Source organism: Pseudomonas sp. SA195 (genome assembly GCF_054131565.1).
This window is the reverse complement of record NZ_CP096392.1, coordinates 364073-381938: the sequence shown is the minus strand read 5'-3', so window position 1 is coordinate 381938 and position 17866 is coordinate 364073. Positions and strand designations below refer to the sequence as shown.

Annotated in this window: 12 protein-coding genes; 2 read left to right on the top strand and 10 right to left on the bottom strand. The window is 61.4% G+C overall.

Translation table 11 applies throughout. The annotated features are described in order from the left end of the window. Nucleotides 1-17: 17 nt before the first annotated feature. From M1D78_RS01755 to M1D78_RS01745, 3 genes are all read right to left on the bottom strand, one after another. The gene (locus M1D78_RS01755) at nucleotides 18-1151 is read right to left on the bottom strand and encodes an efflux RND transporter periplasmic adaptor subunit (RefSeq protein WP_437422276.1); all 1134 of its coding nucleotides are present in this window, start codon (nucleotides 1149-1151) and stop codon (nucleotides 18-20) included. Between the two features lie 248 nt (nucleotides 1152-1399). Continuing rightward, nucleotides 1400-1975, bottom strand: coding sequence for a YceI family protein (locus M1D78_RS01750; RefSeq protein WP_437422277.1), 576 nt, complete (start codon nucleotides 1973-1975; stop codon nucleotides 1400-1402). A gap of 18 nt (nucleotides 1976-1993) precedes the next feature. After that, nucleotides 1994-2551: a cytochrome b gene (locus tag M1D78_RS01745; RefSeq protein ID WP_437422278.1), complete on the bottom strand. Its 558-nt coding sequence runs from the start codon at nucleotides 2549-2551 to the stop codon at nucleotides 1994-1996. Between the two features lie 165 nt (nucleotides 2552-2716). Here M1D78_RS01745 and M1D78_RS01740 point away from each other — a divergent pair, with 165 nt between their 5' ends. Both M1D78_RS01740 and M1D78_RS01735 read left to right on the top strand, forming a co-directional pair. Beyond that, on the top strand, nucleotides 2717-4123 hold the full coding sequence (locus M1D78_RS01740; protein ID WP_437422279.1) for an adenosylmethionine--8-amino-7-oxononanoate transaminase: 1407 nt from the start codon (nucleotides 2717-2719) through the stop codon (nucleotides 4121-4123). A gap of 74 nt (nucleotides 4124-4197) precedes the next feature. After that, entirely contained in the window at nucleotides 4198-4920 is a 723-nt protein-coding gene (locus M1D78_RS01735) for a 16S rRNA (uracil(1498)-N(3))-methyltransferase (RefSeq protein ID WP_437422280.1), read from the top strand. A 17-nt stretch (nucleotides 4921-4937) separates the two neighbouring features. Here the strand turns inward: M1D78_RS01735 and M1D78_RS01730 are convergent, their stop codons facing one another. The 7 genes from M1D78_RS01730 to pilH form a co-directional block, all read right to left on the bottom strand. Continuing rightward, nucleotides 4938-5408, bottom strand: a complete 471-nt coding sequence (locus tag M1D78_RS01730; RefSeq protein ID WP_437422281.1) for a chemotaxis protein CheW — start codon at nucleotides 5406-5408, stop codon at nucleotides 4938-4940. After that, nucleotides 5405-6457 carry a chemotaxis protein CheB gene (locus M1D78_RS01725; protein WP_437422282.1) on the bottom strand — a complete coding sequence of 351 codons (1053 nt, stop codon included), beginning with the start codon at nucleotides 6455-6457 and terminating at the stop codon, nucleotides 5405-5407. The genes M1D78_RS01730 and M1D78_RS01725 overlap by 4 nt, the downstream gene beginning before the upstream one ends. After that, nucleotides 6450-13859 (bottom strand): Hpt domain-containing protein, encoded by a 7410-nt coding sequence (locus tag M1D78_RS01720; protein WP_437422514.1) that lies wholly within the window; start codon nucleotides 13857-13859, stop codon nucleotides 6450-6452. The genes M1D78_RS01725 and M1D78_RS01720 overlap by 8 nt, the downstream gene beginning before the upstream one ends. 11 nt (nucleotides 13860-13870) lie before the next feature. Next, complete coding sequence (locus M1D78_RS01715) at nucleotides 13871-14734, bottom strand: CheR family methyltransferase (protein ID WP_437422283.1); 864 nt, start codon at nucleotides 14732-14734, stop codon at nucleotides 13871-13873. 58 nt (nucleotides 14735-14792) lie between these two features. Then, nucleotides 14793-16841 carry a methyl-accepting chemotaxis protein gene (locus M1D78_RS01710; protein ID WP_437422284.1) on the bottom strand — a complete coding sequence of 683 codons (2049 nt, stop codon included), beginning with the start codon at nucleotides 16839-16841 and terminating at the stop codon, nucleotides 14793-14795. Nucleotides 16842-16922: 81 nt separating this feature from the next. Further along, a complete protein-coding gene (locus tag M1D78_RS01705; protein ID WP_437422285.1) occupies nucleotides 16923-17459 on the bottom strand; it encodes a chemotaxis protein CheW in 537 nt (178 codons plus the stop codon). A gap of 41 nt (nucleotides 17460-17500) precedes the next feature. Beyond that, nucleotides 17501-17866, bottom strand: coding sequence for a twitching motility response regulator PilH (gene pilH / locus M1D78_RS01700; protein ID WP_021206021.1), 366 nt, complete (start codon nucleotides 17864-17866; stop codon nucleotides 17501-17503).

The window sequence follows — 17866 nt, the reverse complement described above, 5'->3', positions numbered from 1 at the left end:
GGATCCTCGGCTCGACCTTACTGGGCTTGCGGCTGGGTGGGGGTCACGTTCGTCGCCGGAACCGGCTTGACCTGAACACCCGGACGGATGAATTGCAGCCCTTCAGTGATCAGGCGATCGCCCGGCTGGAGACCATCAGTGACCAACCAGCGATTGCCGACGGTACGCGCGGCCGCGATCTTGCGAACCTCCACCTTGTCGTCAGCACCGACGACCATGGCTGTCGCCTCGCCGGTTGGCGTGCGCGTGACACCCTGCTGGGGCGCGAGGATCGCCTCGCTCTTCACGCCCGCGACCAGTTGCGCATGAACGAACATGCCTGGCATCAGTATCTTGTCTGGATTGGGGAAGACGGCACGCAACACCACCGAACCGGTACCCGAGTCCACCGAGACTTCGGAGAACTCCAGCTTGCCCTCGTGCGGGTAGGTGCTACCGTCTTCGAGAGTCAGGGTTGCCTTGGCAGCATTCTCACCGGCTCGCTCCAGGCGGCCCTCGGACAGGTCGCGTCGCAGGTTGAGCAAGTCCCGTGCGGGCTGGGTGACATCAACGTAAATCGGATCGAGCTGTTGGATGATCGCCAGCTCCTGCGTCTGGCCCGCGCTGACCAACGCACCTTCGGTGACGGCTGAGCGACCGATGCGGCCGGAGATCGGGGCCAGCACCTTGGTGTAGCGCACGTTGATGCGAGCGCGCTCAAGCTCGGCTTCGGCCTGCAGACTGGCCGCGCGCGCCTCGTCATGGGCCTGTTGGCTCACCGCCTGCTCCTTGACCAACAGCGCGTAGCGATCGGCCAGCGATTTGGCCGAAGCCAGGCTGGCCTGGGCACTCTTAAAAGTTGCCTGGTAGAGCGAATCGTCGATCTGGTAAAGCTGCTGACCCGCTTTCACGTCGCTGCCTTCAGTAAACAGGCGCTTCTGGATGATGCCGTCGACCTGCGGTCGCACCTCCGCAATGCGGTAGGCCTGCGCCCGACCAGGCAATTCCGTGGTCAGCGCGTAGGGTTCCGCCTTCAGCGTCACGATGCCGACCTGGGGCGCCTGTTGCGGTTGCTCCGCAGCCGGCGGCGCCGCTTCGTCCTGGCATCCGGCAATGAGCACAGCAGCGGCGAATAAGGGACCCAGGGCAGCACGGGCTGGCTTGAACGGCATGGAAAGTGACCTCGTAGATCAGACAGGACCCAGCAGGACGCGCGCTGGGCAGACTCGAACAGTGGAATGCGGCGAATATACTTACATTCAAGACTGTTTGTAAACAGCGAATGTGCGGTCGACGGGACCGGCGCTTGCCTATGCGCTGGGTCGATGACGCACTGCACCAACCGCTCTGACCAGCGCATCGCAGCTTGGCCCGGAAAGCAGAACGCCGGCTTCCGCCGGCGTTCGTGTGTCGCGGTGCGTTACTGACGCACGCCTTCAACCGAGATGATCAGATCGACGCTTTGGGACGCTGGCCCGAGGTCCATTTTGATGTCGAAATCTTTCAGTTGGAGGGTCGTGGTGCCTTCAAAACCGGCGCGATAGCCGCCCCACGGATCCTTCCCTTCACCAATGAACTTGGCGGCGATGACGACCGGCTTGGTCACACCATTGAGCGTCAGGTCTCCAGTGATATCCGCAGTGCCTTCCCCGGTGGACTTGACCGAAGTGGACTTGAAGGTCGCGGTCGGATGCTTGGATACGTTGAGGAAGTCATCGCTGCGCAGGTGCTTGTCACGCTCGGCATGGTTCGAATCCACGCTGGCGGTCTGCAGGGTCACCTCGACCTTGCTCGCCTCCGGTTGGTCGGCATCGAAGCTGAAGGTACCGCTGAAATCGTTGAACCGGCCCCACAGCCAGCTGTAGCCGAGGTGGCTGATTTTGAAATTGACGAAGGCGTGCTGGCCCTTTTGGTCGATGGTGTAATCAGCCGCCATGGCTTGGCCGGCGAACAAGGCCGTACCCAGGGCGAGCGCGGCGAAGGTCTTCTTCAACATGGGAGTCTCCTTTGGTCGTTAAGAGGCATCGGCGCGGCCGAACATTCGTTTGAGCGTTGCGTCGCGATCGATGAAGTGGTGTTTGAGTGCCGCCAGCGCATGCACCCCGGAAAAGATGATCAGGGCCCAGGCGAGGTATTCATGGATCAGCCCGGCAACGTCTTCCTGATCGGGTATCGCCGTGACCAGCGCCGGAACCTCGAACCAGCCAAATACGCTGATCGGCCGGCCGTCGGCAGTGGAGATGAGATAACCGGAAATCATCACGCCAAAAAGGCCGACATACAGCAATGCATGCCCCGCCTTGGTCGCCAGGCGTGTCACCCGGCCATGGCTGGCCAGCGGCACCGGGCCATGATTGGCGAAGCGCCAAGCTACGCGTACCACCATCAGCGCTAACAGCAGTAAGCCAATACTCTTGTGGATGTCCGGCGCAGTTCTGTACCAGCTGCTGTAGTAGTTCAGCCCGACCATCCAGAAACCGAGCGCGAACAACCCGATCACCGTGACGGCCACAAGCCAATGCAGGGCGATACTGACCGCACCGTAGTTACTGGGACTGTTGCGCAACTGCATCGCTTGCATTCCAAAACCTTGAGGAGCGCTAAGCCTACCGGCTAACCGATCGAAATGAATCGCATTTTTTCGTTGCAAACTATCAGCGCAGCGGATAGATCGGCCGATGAAATGCGTCCGGCGCTTTCTGCTAGGCTGCGGCCCTTTGAACGCGGAGGATGAGCCATGAGCCTGAACGATAGCTGGATGCGGCGTGACCTCGACGTTCTCTGGCATCCGTGCACCCAGATGAAAGATCACGAGCAGCTGCCGCTGATCCCGATCAGGCGTGGCCAGGGCGTCTGGCTCGAGGATTTCGATGGTAAACGCTACCTCGATGCCGTCAGCTCCTGGTGGGTCAACGTGTTCGGTCACGCCAACCCACGAATCAACCAGCGCATCAAGGATCAGGTCGATCAGCTGGAGCACGTAATGCTCGCCGGGTTCAGTCATCAACCGGTGGTGGAACTGTCCGAGCGCCTGGTCGCGCTCACGCCCCAGGGCCTGTCTCGCGTGTTCTATACCGACAACGGTTCCACAGGCATCGAAGTCGCGCTGAAGATGAGCTTTCACTACTGGCGCAACAGCGGCCAACCGGACAAGCAACGCTTCGTGACCCTGACCAACAGCTACCACGGCGAGACCGTCGCGGCGATGTCCGTGGGCGACGTGGCTCTATTCACTGACACCTACAAGCCCCTGCTGCTCGACACCTTCAAGGTGCCCAGTCCGGACTGCTACCTGCGACCGGAAGGCATGAGTTGGGAAGACCACTCACGCGCCATGTTCGAGCACATGGAACAGACACTCGCCGAGAACCATACGCAGATCGCGGCGGTGATCGTCGAGCCGCTGATCCAGGGTGCCGGCGGCATGCGCATGTACCACCCTGTTTATCTCAAGCTGCTTCGCGACGCGTGCGACCGCTATGGCGTACACCTCATTCATGACGAGATCGCGGTCGGCTTCGGGCGCACCGGCACCTTGTTCGCCTGCGAGCAAGCCGGAATTGCGCCGGACTTCCTCTGCTTATCCAAGGCGCTGACCGGGGGCTATCTGCCGATGGCTGCGGTGCTCACCACGGACCAGATCTACCAAGCGTTCTATGACGATTACGCGACGCTCCGCGCCTTCCTGCATTCGCACACCTATACCGGTAACCCGCTCGCCTGCGCAGCCGCCCTGGCCACGCTCGATATCTTCGAGCAAGACAATGTGATTGAGGCAAACAAAGCGCTCGCTGTACGATTGACGCGCTCGACCGCACATCTGGCCGACCACCCGCATGTCGCCGAGGTTCGCCAGACGGGCATGGCGCTGGCTATTGAAATGGTGCAGGACAAGGCCAGCCGGGCCCCTTATCCCTGGCAGGAGCGACGCGGACTGAAGGTCTACCAGCATGCGTTGCAGCGCGGCGCGCTGCTGCGGCCATTGGGAGGCGTGGTGTATTTCCTTCCGCCCTACACCATCACCGAGGACGAGATCGACTTCCTCGCCGAGGTGGCCAGCGAGGGCATCGATATCGCCACACGCGCCGCGGTGCAGGTCGCTGTGCCGGCCGATGCACCCGCGTCGTTTCGCGATCCCGGCTGAGTCGGGATCGCGAGCTTCTGACGTCGCGGCAAGCGCGATAGACTAGCCGCCCGTTACCCTGCCCGGCCAACCCGATGCGCATTTCTCGTTTCTTTATTGACGCCCCGTTAGCATTGGGTGTCTTGGTGTTGCCCGAAGCGTCTGCGCATTACATCGGCCGCGTACTTCGCCTCGGTGTTGGCGCGGCCGTCCAGCTCTTCGACGGGAGCGGTATGGAGTTCCGCGGCGAACTCGTCGAGGTGAGCAAAAAGCAGGTCAGCGTGGCGCTGCACGACCGCTTCGACGGCCAGCCTGAGTCTCCGTTGCAGGTGCACCTTGGCCAAGGCTTGTCGCGCGGGGAGCGAATGGACTGGGCGATTCAGAAAGCCACCGAGCTGGGCGCGGCGCAGATCACGCCTATCGTCAGCGAGCGGTGCGAGGTGCGCCTCAAGGACGAACGGGCCGACAAGAGGCTGGCGCATTGGAGGCAGATTGCGATCAGCGCCTGCGAACAGTGTGGGCGGTCGGTCATTCCAGTGATCAATTCACCGCAACCACTGACGGAGTGGCTAACTGTCGAAGCGGATCTCAAACTGGTGCTGCACCCGATAGCAGAACCGCTATCGCGGCATCCGGCCCCAGCGTCGCTGGCGTTCCTGATTGGGCCCGAGGGCGGGCTTAACGATCAGGAGATCAGCGAGGCGATTCGAGCTGGCTTCCACCCGGCCCGACTGGGCCCGCGAGTGCTGCGCACCGAGACCGCGCCGGTGGCGGCGCTGAGCGTGGCGCAGCACCTTTGGGGTGATTTTCAGGCCTAGGCTGCCAGCTCAGCAGGTCAAATCAGCCCGGCGTCTGCGAGCTTCTGCTCGAATGCCACGAGATCCGGTATACGCGCTTGAACATCGCCGAGATCCACAGCATCCAGTTCGAGCGGGTTCAGCGACACATCCGCACGCGCCAGCTCAGAGTCGAGCTTGATAGAACGTGGAATGCCCTGCACCAGCAGTGCGATGAACTTGACGTGCTCGCGTCCACCCAGCGCGTTGAGCACCGCGACCCGCGCCCGCGTGCCGGTTTCGGCCTGGCCACCGGATGCCGCCTCGAACGAGAGCAGCGGTAACCTCAGATCCCGCCAAGGCACCTGGCCTAAAAACCAGGAAGGCATGCCTTGCACCGCCTGCGGTGCCCGGTAACCGATAATCTCGGCAACCGCCACGTTGGGTAGCAGCAGGGTCCGGTCGGACAGCGGCACCAGGAGCCCGGTAAGGTTGGCGGGTGTTTCCTGAGTAGCAATGGTTTGGCTCATGGGTGATCCACTTGCGAAGCGGCAACCGGCTCGTTGGCCAGCAGCACGAGATGATTGACGAGTGCCTGGGCAAGTTCGCGCGGGTCCCCGCTGAGCGAGCTATATCCGCCCTCGCGAAGGCTGTCGGGCATGCTCGAACAGACGCAGGTCTCGGCCCGCTGGGTCCATACCCGGCCGCCCTGACGCAGAACATAGGCCGCTGCGGCGTTGCCATCGCTGCCCATGCCGCTAAACGCGATCACGCCACAGCGCCGGCCGAACTGTTGGGCCAGATTGAGCATCATCTGGTCGATCGATGGGCTGTAAGGCTCAGGCCACGCCCGCCCAGTAAGCTGCATCGAGCCGTCCTTGTCGAAGCTCATTTCCTGGGCGATGGGCGCGATCACCACCTCGCCGCAGCGAATCAGGTCCTTGTCGCGGCATTGTCCGACCTGCCACTGACTATGCCTGCCAACAGCTTGGGACAGCGCGGTCTGGAAACTGGCCTCGATATGCTGCGCGTAGACGAAGCCCACCGGCAGACCGGCCGGTAGCACGTCGAGGAACGCCTTGACCGCCTCCGGACCACCCAGCGAAGCTGCCAACAGCCAGATTTCACGTGCCGGGGCGCCAGCCGGCTGCTGATGACTCGCAAGCACGGCAGGCAATTCGAGGGAACTGGGTCGCTGCTCATCATTGCGCAGCACGTCCAGGCGCGGCCCGACCGCACAGGAGGGGTCGCCCACCAGTCGTTTGAGCTTGCCGAACAGCCGCCGCTCCCAGCGCGGGTAATGCTCTGAATGACGCTCAGGTGCTCGGCCCTCGCCGAACAAAACCGGGCAAGCGTCCCGCTCGAGAAGCGAATTGACCAGAGGCGACTCTTCCGTCTGGGCCAAGTCGACGAGCCACAAGTCAGCTTCGATGGCCGCCAGGTCATCTTCCTGCAGGCGCGCTGGATCGTTGTTCAGGACCACCTGATAGCCATTGGCGGTCAGTGCCTGCTGCAGCACATGGCGCTGCAGCGAAGTGTCGGCAATCACACCGATGCGCGCGGCGACGACCTCACTCATGACGTTTGACCAGTTGCTGGATCGTTTCGAGCAGCAACGACTCCTGGTACGGCTTGCCGAGGTATTCATTCACGCCAATCGACATGGCCCGGTCCCTGTGCTTCTCACCTGTACGCGAGGTGATCATGATGATCGGCAAATCCTGAAGGCGTTCGTCGTGGCGCACCAGGGTCGCCACCTCGAAGCCATCCATCCGCGGCATTTCGATGTCCAGCAGCATGACGTCCGGCTTGCGTTCCTGTAGTTGCGTGATGGCGTCGACCCCATCCTTCGCGGTGAGCACGTTCATGCCGTTTCGCTCGAGCAGACGGCTGGTGACCTTACGCACGGTGACCGAGTCGTCGACGACCATAACCAATGTTGGCCGGTCGACCTCGACCTCGGCCTCCTCATCCATACCAACAAGCCGCATCGGCTGCAGCTGGGTCTGCAGCTGCGCATGCAGGACCCGAATGGTGGCGAGCAGATCGAGAATGACAACGACACGACCGTCACCGAGGATGGTCGCACCGGAGATGCCCGGCACGGTAGCGAACTGCGGGCCCAGGCTCTTCACCACGATTTCACGTGAGCCGGCCAGGCTGTCGACCTGAACGGCGACACTGTGCTCGTTCGAGCGCACCAGAATTACCGGTAACGGCAGGCTTTGTCCGACCAGCTTCGGTCGCTGGCCGTTGTTCAGCAATTCGCCGAGATACCGCAGCTCATAGGTTTGCCCGGCGTATTCGAACCTTGAAGCACCTGGCTGGTAATAGGCCTCGAGTTCATAAGGCGACACCCGCACGATGCCCTCGATGGTGTTCAGCGGAATGGCGTAAAGGTCTTCGCCCGAATAGACCATCAGTGCGCGGTTTACCGAGACGGTAAACGGCAAGCGGATCAGGAAACGGGTGCCTTTGCCCAGGCTCGACTCGATGCTCATCGAACCGCCGAGCTGCTTGACCTCCGAATGCACCACGTCCATGCCCACGCCACGCCCGGAGATCTGAGTGACCTTTTCGGCGGTGGAGAATCCGGCTTCAAGGATGAACTGCAGTACCTCATGATCGGACAGCTCGCTACCCGATGCCATCAGGCCCCGCTCGATCGCTTTACGGCGAACCGCTTCAAGATTGATGCCGGCACCGTCGTCACTCAGCGTGAGCACGATGTCGCCACCCTCACGGGTCAAGTCCAGGCGGATGTTCCCCTGCTCGGGCTTTCCAGCGGCGAGCCGCTTGGCGCCCGACTCGATGCCGTGGTCAACCGCATTACGCAGCATGTGTTCCAAGGGCGCGACGATGCGTTCCAGGACGCTGCGGTCCATTTCGCCCGTCGCATTGCCGACATGAAACTCGACTTGCTTGCCGAGCTCACCGGCGACCTGGCGAACGATCCGGCGAAGACGCGGAACCAGTCGGTCGAACGGCACCATGCGAGTCCGCATGAGGCCTTCCTGCAGTTCGGTGTTGACCCGAGCCTGCTGCAACAGCAGGGTTTCTGCATCTCGGTTTCGTGCCGCTAGTGTTTCCTTGAGGTCCAACAGGTCGGACGCGGATTCGAACAGCGCGCGAGACAGCTGCTGAAGCTGGGAATGACGGTCCATCTCCAGGGGGTCGAAGTCGTCGTAACCTGCGCGCTCAGCCTCGGCCTGGTAGCGGCTCAGGATCTGCGCCTGGGTTTCGGTATCCAGGCGCCGCAGCTGGTCACGAACCCGCTCGATGGTGGCTTCCATCTCACCGAGCGTGAAGCCAACGTCACTGACCTGTTGTTCGACCCGACCACGGAAAATGGACGTCTCGCCCGCCAGGTTGACCAGCCCTTCGAGCAGGTCTGCTGGTACTTTGACCAATTCTTGCGGCGCACGCCGCGAGGCTGCTTCGGCGGCGGCTTGCTCGGCGCGGCGGATGAACGGCAGCACCTTTGCAGGGGTATTGCTGCTCGGCACATGTGTGCTGGCAGCGACGATCGGTGTATCGAGCGACACAATGGTCGCCGGACTTGGCTCGGGTACTTCGTCCTGCTCGACAATCGGCGCTTCAGGCATGTCGCTATCCAGCCGCTGGCGCAAGGCATCGACATCTTTTAGCAGGGCGTCATAACCGCTCTGAGCGTCCAGATAGACGCTCTCCGGTAATGGCGCGCCCTGCAGCTGGGCTTCGCTGAGCCGTTGCTCCAGCTCATGGGCCATATCGCCCAGTGCGACCTGGCCGGCCAAGCGGGCCCCACCCTTGAGCGTATGAAGGATGCGCATGATATCGGCCAATGATTCGACCGCTTCCGGCGATGCATCCCAGCGATTCAGCGCGGCTTCCATTTCCTCGAGCAAGTCATCCGCTTCCTCGATGAAGATGTCCAGAATCTCGGCCTCGGCCGACTCCTGCGATGCATCTGTGGCGGCCTTGAGCGCGACGCTGCTCGGCATGCTCAGCTGCTCGTCCGGATTGACGCGGAAGCGCCTGATGGTTTCGATCAGATCCAACCCGGTGGGCAGCGCCTGATAGGAGCGCACCGCGTCGAGCATCGCCGCGAGCCGGTCATGGCAGTTTTGCAGCAAGGCGAACAGGGTAGGACTGGCGCGATAGCTACCGGCGCACAGGCCTTCGTAGAGGTATTCGAGCTCATGGGCTAGATCACCGATCTCGCGGATGTCTGCCATCCGCGCGCCGCCCTTGAGCGTGTGCAGATCACGCTGCAACGCCTCTACCTCAAGGCTGTTCTCGACATTCCCCATCCAGCGCTGCAGCGACTGGCCAGCACGCTCAATGATGTCAAACCCCTCTTCGAGGAAAATCTCGACCAGCTCCGGGTCGCGATCATTCCAAGCAGAGGGCGTTTCTACGGATTCCGAGGAAGCGACATCGGCTAAATATTCATCGGCAACGTCCAGAGCTTCCGGCAGCTCGGGCTCAGCAACCGCCTCAATGGGGGCGTCTGCCTGCAACAAGGGGTTGATCTCGTCGACAGGCGCATCGCCCATCTCTGAATCGTCGGGCACCAACGGGGCAGCCGAGGGCTCGACTAGCCAGCTGTTATCATCGGACATGCTGAGGTCCGGCAAGTCCAGCTCCGCCTCTTCTGCCGCGATGAATTCAGGCTCATCGTCAACACTGGCCTCTTCGAACGCGCCTAAGCCAAGCTGTTCAGCTTCTTCGGTTGGGGCCTGCGGGCTGCCCGCATCGTCACGTCCGGCGGGCTCATCGAAGCTCAGTGAGCCGCCCTGGCGAAACGACTGAATACTCGCGATGAGCGCGAGGGCCTGGCTCATCGGCGTGTTCGCCTGCAACTGCTCGAGTTGCACGGCCAGTTGGTCATGGCTGCGATGGAGCAACGCTGCCAGCTCGTCCGAGTGTACGTAGCGGCCGTCGGAAAGGCCTTCGTAAAGAGTTTCCAGCTCGTGGGCAAGGTCGCCGATGGGGCGAATCTCAGCCATTCGCGCGCCACCTTTAAGGGTATGCAGGTCGCGCAGCAGCGCAGAGAGCGCCCGTTGATTGGTCGGTTCCGCAAGCCAGCGATCCAGTGCGCCACCCGCGCTTTCCAGCAAATCAACCGCCTCGTCGAGGAATATTTCAACCATTTCCTGGTCTTGCTCGTCACGTATGTCGAGCATTTCCTCTGCCTGCGGGGTCGTGTCCAGCCAGGCTTCGGCTTCGGCTTCGGCTTCGGCTTCGGCTTCGGCTTCGGCTTCGGCTTCGGCTTCGAAAGTATGCTCGGGCAGCGCTGCTGTATCGACGGCGGCTGTCTCTGGGCCCTGTTCAGGCTCAGACACCGCCAGGCCGAGCGCTATTGGCTCGACCGCTTCGGCGAGAAGCGCCTCCAGCCGCGCCACCAATTCCGGGCGGGCAGACACCTGTAGGCCAGCCGCGACCTGATCCATCATGCCCACAAGGGCCTCGTGCCCTTCTTCAACATCATCGAAGAAGCGGCCACTTACAGCTAGGCGGCCATCCTGAACCACGGCATAGAGGTCCAATAAAACCCGGCAGAGCGCATCGATCTGAGGTAGATCCGCCATCTGGGCTCCATGCCCGAGCGCGGTGAGCTCTTCGAGCAGCGCGCTCAATTCTTGCCGCTCGGCCGGATGCTCACGCCAGCTATGCAGAAGGTCCTCAGCATCGAGCAGGATGTTCATGCTTTCGGACAGGAACAAGGCAATCATCCCAGGATCACGGCTTTCACCCTGGTCGTTCTCGCCTCGCGCATTGGCCTCGGCCAGTCGCGACTGGTGCAATTCGTGCACCTGCGCGATGAACGCCTCGGCACCTGGAATCGGAGCCAGCGGGTCACGGTCCAAGTTCTCCAGACCAAGCCGCAGCAGCTGTTCGGCCGAATGCAGCAGCTCGGCCTCAACCAGGTCCATATCGATCAGGTTGGCCTTGAATTCCTTGACCATTCTTTCCAGAGGCGTCGCGATCTCGGCGACTGGCAGGATACCCGCCATGTGCGCACTGCCCTTCAAGGTGTGCAGCGCACGCTGGAGCGAGTCGGAGACCGGCTGGGGTAAGCGCTGGGCGCAGTCGGCTAGGAAGTCGACCAAGGTCGTCAGGTGTGCCTCGGCCTCGTTGCGAAATATCTCGAGCAGCTGAGGATCGAGCGCATCCGACGAGTCGGTGTCGCTCGGCTCAGGTTCTGTCCTCTCGGCAACGCTGCTCTTGCCCCCCTGAGGACCTGGATCCAGAGGTTGGCCCTTGGCCAATGCATGAGCATCGGCAGCTAGGCGATCCACATCATCACGCTGACGCTGAGCCTTGGCCGCGAACTCCTCGACCAGCGAAGGCATCAGATCCACGACGTCACCGACCAGCTTTTTCACCGGCGCGCTCGCCTCGATACTGCGATCGATCACGCGGTTCAGTAGATTCTCGACCGACCAGGCAAGCTCGCCAATAATCAGGGCGCGGACCATACGGCCGCTGCCCTTCAATGTATGGAATGCGCGCCGGACTTCACTCAGCGAATCCTTGTCCGCTACATCAGCGATCCAGTTCGGCAGGTACTCGCCGATGGTTTCGAGCACCTCGGCCGCTTCCTCGATGAATACTTCGAGCAGGTCGTCATCGACTGCCTCCTCGTCAGCTGGCGGCGGCAAAAGGCTAGGAGGTACGTCGCGCGCCGGTGGGTTGATTGCGACCACCGGCGCGGCCATGACGTCTTCGATGCTGCGCACAGCTGCCTGTTCGGCAGGCTGTTCCTGACGCTGGGGCAAATCGACTTCGGGCATGCCCAACTCGATCATTTCCGCCTCGGACCACTCCAGCGGGTCGGCCTGAGCCTCCTCTAACTCATGAGCAGCTTCGACACCGAAGGATGCCGCCTCATCAGAGCCGGGTGCGGATACTGACGGCTCGAGCGTCCACTCGGTATCGCTCAGAGAGCTGGGTTCCGCCTGGTTGCCGTCTTCAGGCTCAACCTCTTCGGGTTCGATTTCCTCCAGCGTCCAGCCTGGCAACCCGCTATTCGCGGGCTCGCTCGCTTGATCCTCCGAAGGCTCGTCGGCAAGCTCGCTGAGGTTAAAGGCGTCGGGCTGCTCAGCGGCGATGGCCTGCTCTTGCTCTGATGCGGGCTCGGGCTCGGGCTCGGGCTCGGGCTCGGGCTCGGGCTCGGGCTCGGGCTCGGGCTCGGACAGCATGCCCTCCAACAGCGGCTCCGCGGGCAATACTTCGATCTCTTCCAACGGATCGCCGACTACCAGTTCTTCTTCCAGCACGGTGGGCGCTTGGTCGAGGATGGAGGGCACTTCTACGAGCGGATAGCCCAGCGCCTGGAGGCTTTCTTCGGCCACGTCGAGAATCAGATCGCCCTGGGTCCCGCAGTCTTCACTCAGTCGCTCGAGGTAGTACTCGACGCTGGTGATAGCGTCGGCGAGCGTGTCCAGACTCTGCCAGTCGGGAATCGCTTGAGGCGTCAGGAGCTGCTCCTGGATGTAGCGGTTGCAGGCGTCAAGCAAAGCAGCCGCGCGCGACAGAGGGATCATCGCCAGACCACCACGGGATTGCGTCAGCAGGTCCGGGACGCGGGCCAGATGCTGATGATTCCACTGCGATGCAATGAACTCGATGATCGCGTCCTTGGCCTGTTCGAGGCCAGTACGTGCTTCTCGAATCACGAGCTGATGGATTTGCGCCACATCAGTGGTGGGCAAATGGCTGTCTTCACTGCGCTCGTCATCGGTACCGCCGACCATGCCAGCCAGGGTGGCCTCGACGTACAGGAGCGCGCCAGCCACGTCCATCAGCGCCGCGTCGTTGGGTTCGCGAACACCGCTGGTCAGCGATTCGATGACCGCAATCTGATCGAGAATGATCTTCCGCGGTTGGCCGAAGCCGAGCACAGCCAATGTATCGGCAATTTGCTTGAGTGGTGCCTGCATTGCACCCAGCTCGGCCAATCCGAGGCGATCGCTGCGCACGAACAGGTCGAGGCTATCCTTGACGCGTACCAGCTCCTCGCACAGGGCCGCAACGACCGAACGCATCGCGCTGCGATCAGGCCCTGCGAGCTGTGCACGCTCTTCATCGACGACATTGCTGTCCGGGAGTGCTTCGTCGAGGCTGTACTGGGCCTTGAGGGACTGGATGCGCGCGGACTGCGCCGGAGCCTTGGCGATGTAGAAAAGTAGATTCTTTACCAGCTCGTCGGGAGCTGGTTGATTGATGCCGCCTGCGCCTTGCTCGACGAGGCGTTTGAGTTCCTTGTCCACCTGGCGCAACAGCGTCTTGATCGAGGTGCCATTGGCAACGCCGCCGCTGGCGAGGCCTTCGACGACACCGGACGCGACCTGCCACAGTGCGCCGAGCGGTGCGTCCTTGCAGAGCATTTCCAGACGCGCAAATACACGGGCCATGTAGCCCAGGTTCGTTGGAAGGTCCTGATTGCGAATCACGCCGACGAGCGCGACCTGAAGCATTTGCCTCAGCTTGCGCAACAAGGCGGGCAGGTCCGCCGTCTGCCGCTGGGCAAGATACTCACTGGATAAGGCCGCCGGGCGGCTCGACATGTTCGGTGAGAACAAGCTGGTCTCTGACAGCAGCTTTTCACCACGCGCTGCGCGCAGGTCGTTTAGCAGCGGCAACACGACCATCGGTAGATCGCGGCGAGCGGTCTGGATACGATCCAGATAGACCGGCATTTGCAGGATGGCCTGCATGAGCACTTCGAGCGCCTCAGTCTGACTGGAGACCCGACCCTCCATCAGCGCGCGGGCAAGCTGCTCCATCTCTTCGGCCAACAGGGCGGCGCCGAAGAACTCAACCATCTGCAGCGTGCCATGCACCTGATGCACATAGGTCAGGCAGAACTGCATCCGCGTCGAGTCCTGCGGGTTTTCGACGAACGCTTCCAGCGCCTGGCGCGCTTGCTTCAGCGTTTCGGCGATTTCGCCTTTCACCCACTCCAGGGCGACATAATCGTGCCGATCACCCATAGCGACTCCGCTCATAAACTTTTCCGGGTAAAGGCCAGAACCTGTTTGTCAGCCACCGGCTCGAGGTCCGGGTGCTGCCATTCAACCACCTCGCCCACGCCAATCACCAGCAACCCTCCGGGCGCGAGGCGCTCGGCCAGGCGGGTGAGGATTTCGCGGCGTCGCCAGCGACGAAAATAGATCAACAGGTTTTGGCAAAAAATGACGTCCATGTTGGACATTGGCGCGCTCGCCAACTCCAGCACGTTGAGCCTGGCAAAGCACACGCGTGCCGCCAGACTGGGTACCACTTGGTAACGATCCGCTTCCAATGGTTGGAAGTATCGCGCCCGCCATTCTTCGCAGACATGCTCGAGCCGGCGGCTGGCGTAGATACCGTCACGCGAACGGCCGAGCGCGCTGAGACTGATGTCGGTCCCGATCACTCCCACCGGAACATTGCCTTGTTCATGAAGGGCTTCGGCCGCAGTGATCGCCAATGAATAGGTTTCTTCACCGCTTGAACAGCCCACGCTCCACAGCGACCAAGGACGCGAGGTGTCTCGCTGCTCACGGCGCGCTCGCAAGTACGCCGAAAGAAAGGAGAACGAAGGGGCATGACGGAAAAACCGTGTTTCCTGCACCGTCAGACGATCCATCAAAGCCGACCACTCCACGGCTCCCCGCGGCCCGGACACGACCTGCTGGTAGTAGCTGGTGTAGTCGGTCGCCCCTATTTCTCGCATGCGACTGGTGAGATTGACTTGCAGGAACGCCCGACGCTCTTCCGAAACGATCATTCCGGAACGAGCCTCGAGCAGTGCCTGCCAGTCATGAAACTCCGCTGGCGACATATCGGCCAAGGGTCTCAATGACCAATCAACGCTTGGCTGCATGTCCCGCCCCTTACTCATGAACGTTCACGGCAGCTGCTGCCAGCTGCCGCGTTCTCGGTCAGGCCTGGTCCTGCGTTTCCGGCAGGGTGAAGCCGGACACCGACTGGCGCATCTCATTGGCCATCTTCGCCAGGTTACCAATGCTCTTGGCCGTAGCGGTGGTGCCGGACGAGGTTTGCGAGGTGATCTCCTGGATCACGTTCATGGTGTTGGAAATATGACCTGCGGACGAGGCCTGCTGACGAGCGGCGTTGGAAATGTTTTGGATAAGCGCGGCGAGGCTCTTGGAAACCTTTTCAATTTCTTCCAGAGCGACTCCAGCATCTTGCGCCAGGCGCGCACCGCGAACCACTTCAGAGGTGGTCTGCTCCATCGAGATAACCGCCTCGTTGGTATCGGTCTGAATCGTCTTAACCAGCGCCTCGATCTGCTTAGTCGCCGCTGAAGAGCGCTCAGCCAGACGCTGAACTTCGTCCGCAACCACCGCGAAGCCCCGGCCTGCATCGCCCGCCATGGAGGCCTGGATCGCAGCGTTCAATGCGAGAATGTTGGTCTGGTCGGCAATGTCATTAATCAGGCTAACGATGTCACCGATCTCCTGGGACGATTCACCGAGACGCTTGATTCGCTTAGAGGTGTCCTGGATCTGCTCACGGATGTTATCCATGCCAGTGATGGTGTTGTGCACAACCTCGTTGCCCTTGTTGGCAATGGCTACCGAGCGTTCTGCTACCGCGGACGACTCCGCGGCGTTGGCCGATACCTGATCAATCGACACTGCCATTTCATTGATCGCCGCAGACGCTCCGGCGATTTCCTGGGCCTGATGCTCCGACGCCTCGGCCAGGTGCATGGCGGTCGCCTGGGTTTCCTGCGCCGCGCCGGACACCTGAACGGCGGTCTGGTTAATGGTTTCGACCAGGTCGCGCAGTTGGTCAATCGAGTAGTTGATCGAGTCCGCAATCGCACCGGTGAAGTCTTCGGTTACCGTCGCAGCCACGGTGAGGTCACCGTCTGCCAGGTCGCCAATTTCGTCGAGCAGACGCAGAATGGCAGTCTGGTTACGTTCGTTTTTCTCGGCGGTTTCAGCCAGACGACGACGGGTTTCGACGACCATCACCGAACCGATCAACAGAATGGAGGCGAGTGCCAGCGCACCGAGCACATAGCCGGCCAGGGTATACATGTAACGGGCATCGGCCATGCCCTGCAGACCCAGGGTAAGAGTAGAGGTCTTGTCGAGAAGGGTCTGCGAGACCTCAAAGATGTTGTTGGAAGACTCGCGAACCTGGAACAACTCCGGCGACGTTTCGAGGATTTCATCCACCGAGCCAGAGACGAACTGGAACAGTTCGGAAATTTCGGCGAGGCGGTCGAGCGCTTCGGCATCGCTGACACGCGTGATGCCCATGGCTTCGTTGCCTTCGAGCATCGCCGTCAGTACGCGGCCGAAGAGGCTCGCGTCGCGGCCGAACATATCAGCGGCCTGAACCGAATCCTGGTCACCGGACAGCACCTTGTTCACCGAACCCAGAATACGTTCAGCCAGCAGCGATTGACGCTGAGCAACCGACACCTGCGCAGCGGGCGCGCCACTCTCGAGAAGAATATCGACGACCTCCTCGTATTCGACCTGCAACTGCGGAATCGTTTCGGCCAGTGTGGCGGCAACCTGGTGGAGGGACAGTACAGTCTGCTCGCTTGCAAGAATCGCATCGGTGTTCTGACGCAAGGTATCCCAGTCCTGCTGCACCGCGGCCACTTCCGCCTGGAGCGCCTCGGGCACTGCCGGCAGGCCGATCTGCTCATCACCCTGCGATAGATAGCCCCAGCGCTGACTGAAGTCGTTGCGTGCCTCTTTCAGCGACTCGAACGCATCGGGCGTACCGGACGCAGCTTCCACCGCGTTCTTGGCGATACGCTGCGACAGAACTCGCAGCTCACCTGCGTGTCCTAAGTATTCGTTATCGTAATCGGCCTGGGTATTGATATAGGCGAAGTTGGCGAACAACAGCACCATCGACACGATCAGAAGACCAAACAGACCGGCGATCAGGGTGTTACTACGCACCCCTGCCAGCAATTCATTCGCGTTGAATTTTTTCATTGTTCCGGCCCCCGCCTGGACCCCACCGTTCGTTTCCTTTCCAACAACTAAAAGGCCGGCATCTGCCGACCCGCCTATATATCAGTACGCCACGTCTAGAAATGCCTGGTGGGCAGCCAGCGCATGCGGACTGAACACCAGCCAGGGCTGCTCACGCTGGAATACACCGTGGATGAACGGCTGAATCGACGCCTCAACCGGCGGCAACTGCTCGGAAAATGCATCCACGGGAAAATGCTGCATGCCGAAAACCTCATCGACCGTGAGTCCGGCGAATACCTCTTGATGCTCGACGACCAGAACCCGGCGCTGCTTGCGCAGAGCAGACAACTCCAGCCCGAAATAGCCACACAGATCCATGATCGGCAACAGGCGCCCACGCACGTTCGCCACACCTTTGACCCACGCCTTTACCCCTGGAAGCAAGGTATGCCTTGGCTCATGCAGGATTTCTCCCACTTCGCCCATCGGCGCAACAAACAGGCGACCACCCATTCGAAAGCCGATGCCTGCCCACGTCTGGATGGCCTCTTGCTGAGACGGCAGTCCAGCCGCAAGTGCACGGCATCGCGCATCAATTTCGAGAAGGCGCTGAAACGGTGTTGGCGCATCAGACATGCTGGCCAGATCCCTTTGTCCGGATTACAGAGCCGCCGGATTCAACCGGCGAGAACGGCGTTAAGGGTCTTCAGCAGCGTAGCCTCATCGACCGGCTTGGTCAGGTAATCTTTGGCACCCTGCCGCTTGCCCCAGACCTTATCGGTTTCCTGATCCTTGGTGGTCACAATGATCACCGGGATGTGACTTGTTTCCGCATCTTTGGTCAGTTGCCGGGTGGCTTGAAAGCCGTTGAGCCCCGGCATGACGATATCCATCAAAACGGCATCGGGCTTTTCCTGGCGTGCCAACGCGACGCCATCTGCACCATTCTCTGCCTTGAGAACGACATGGCCATGCTTTTCCAGCATGGCCGTCAGCTTGTACATCTCGGTCGGCGAGTCATCAACAATCAGAACGCGAGCCAT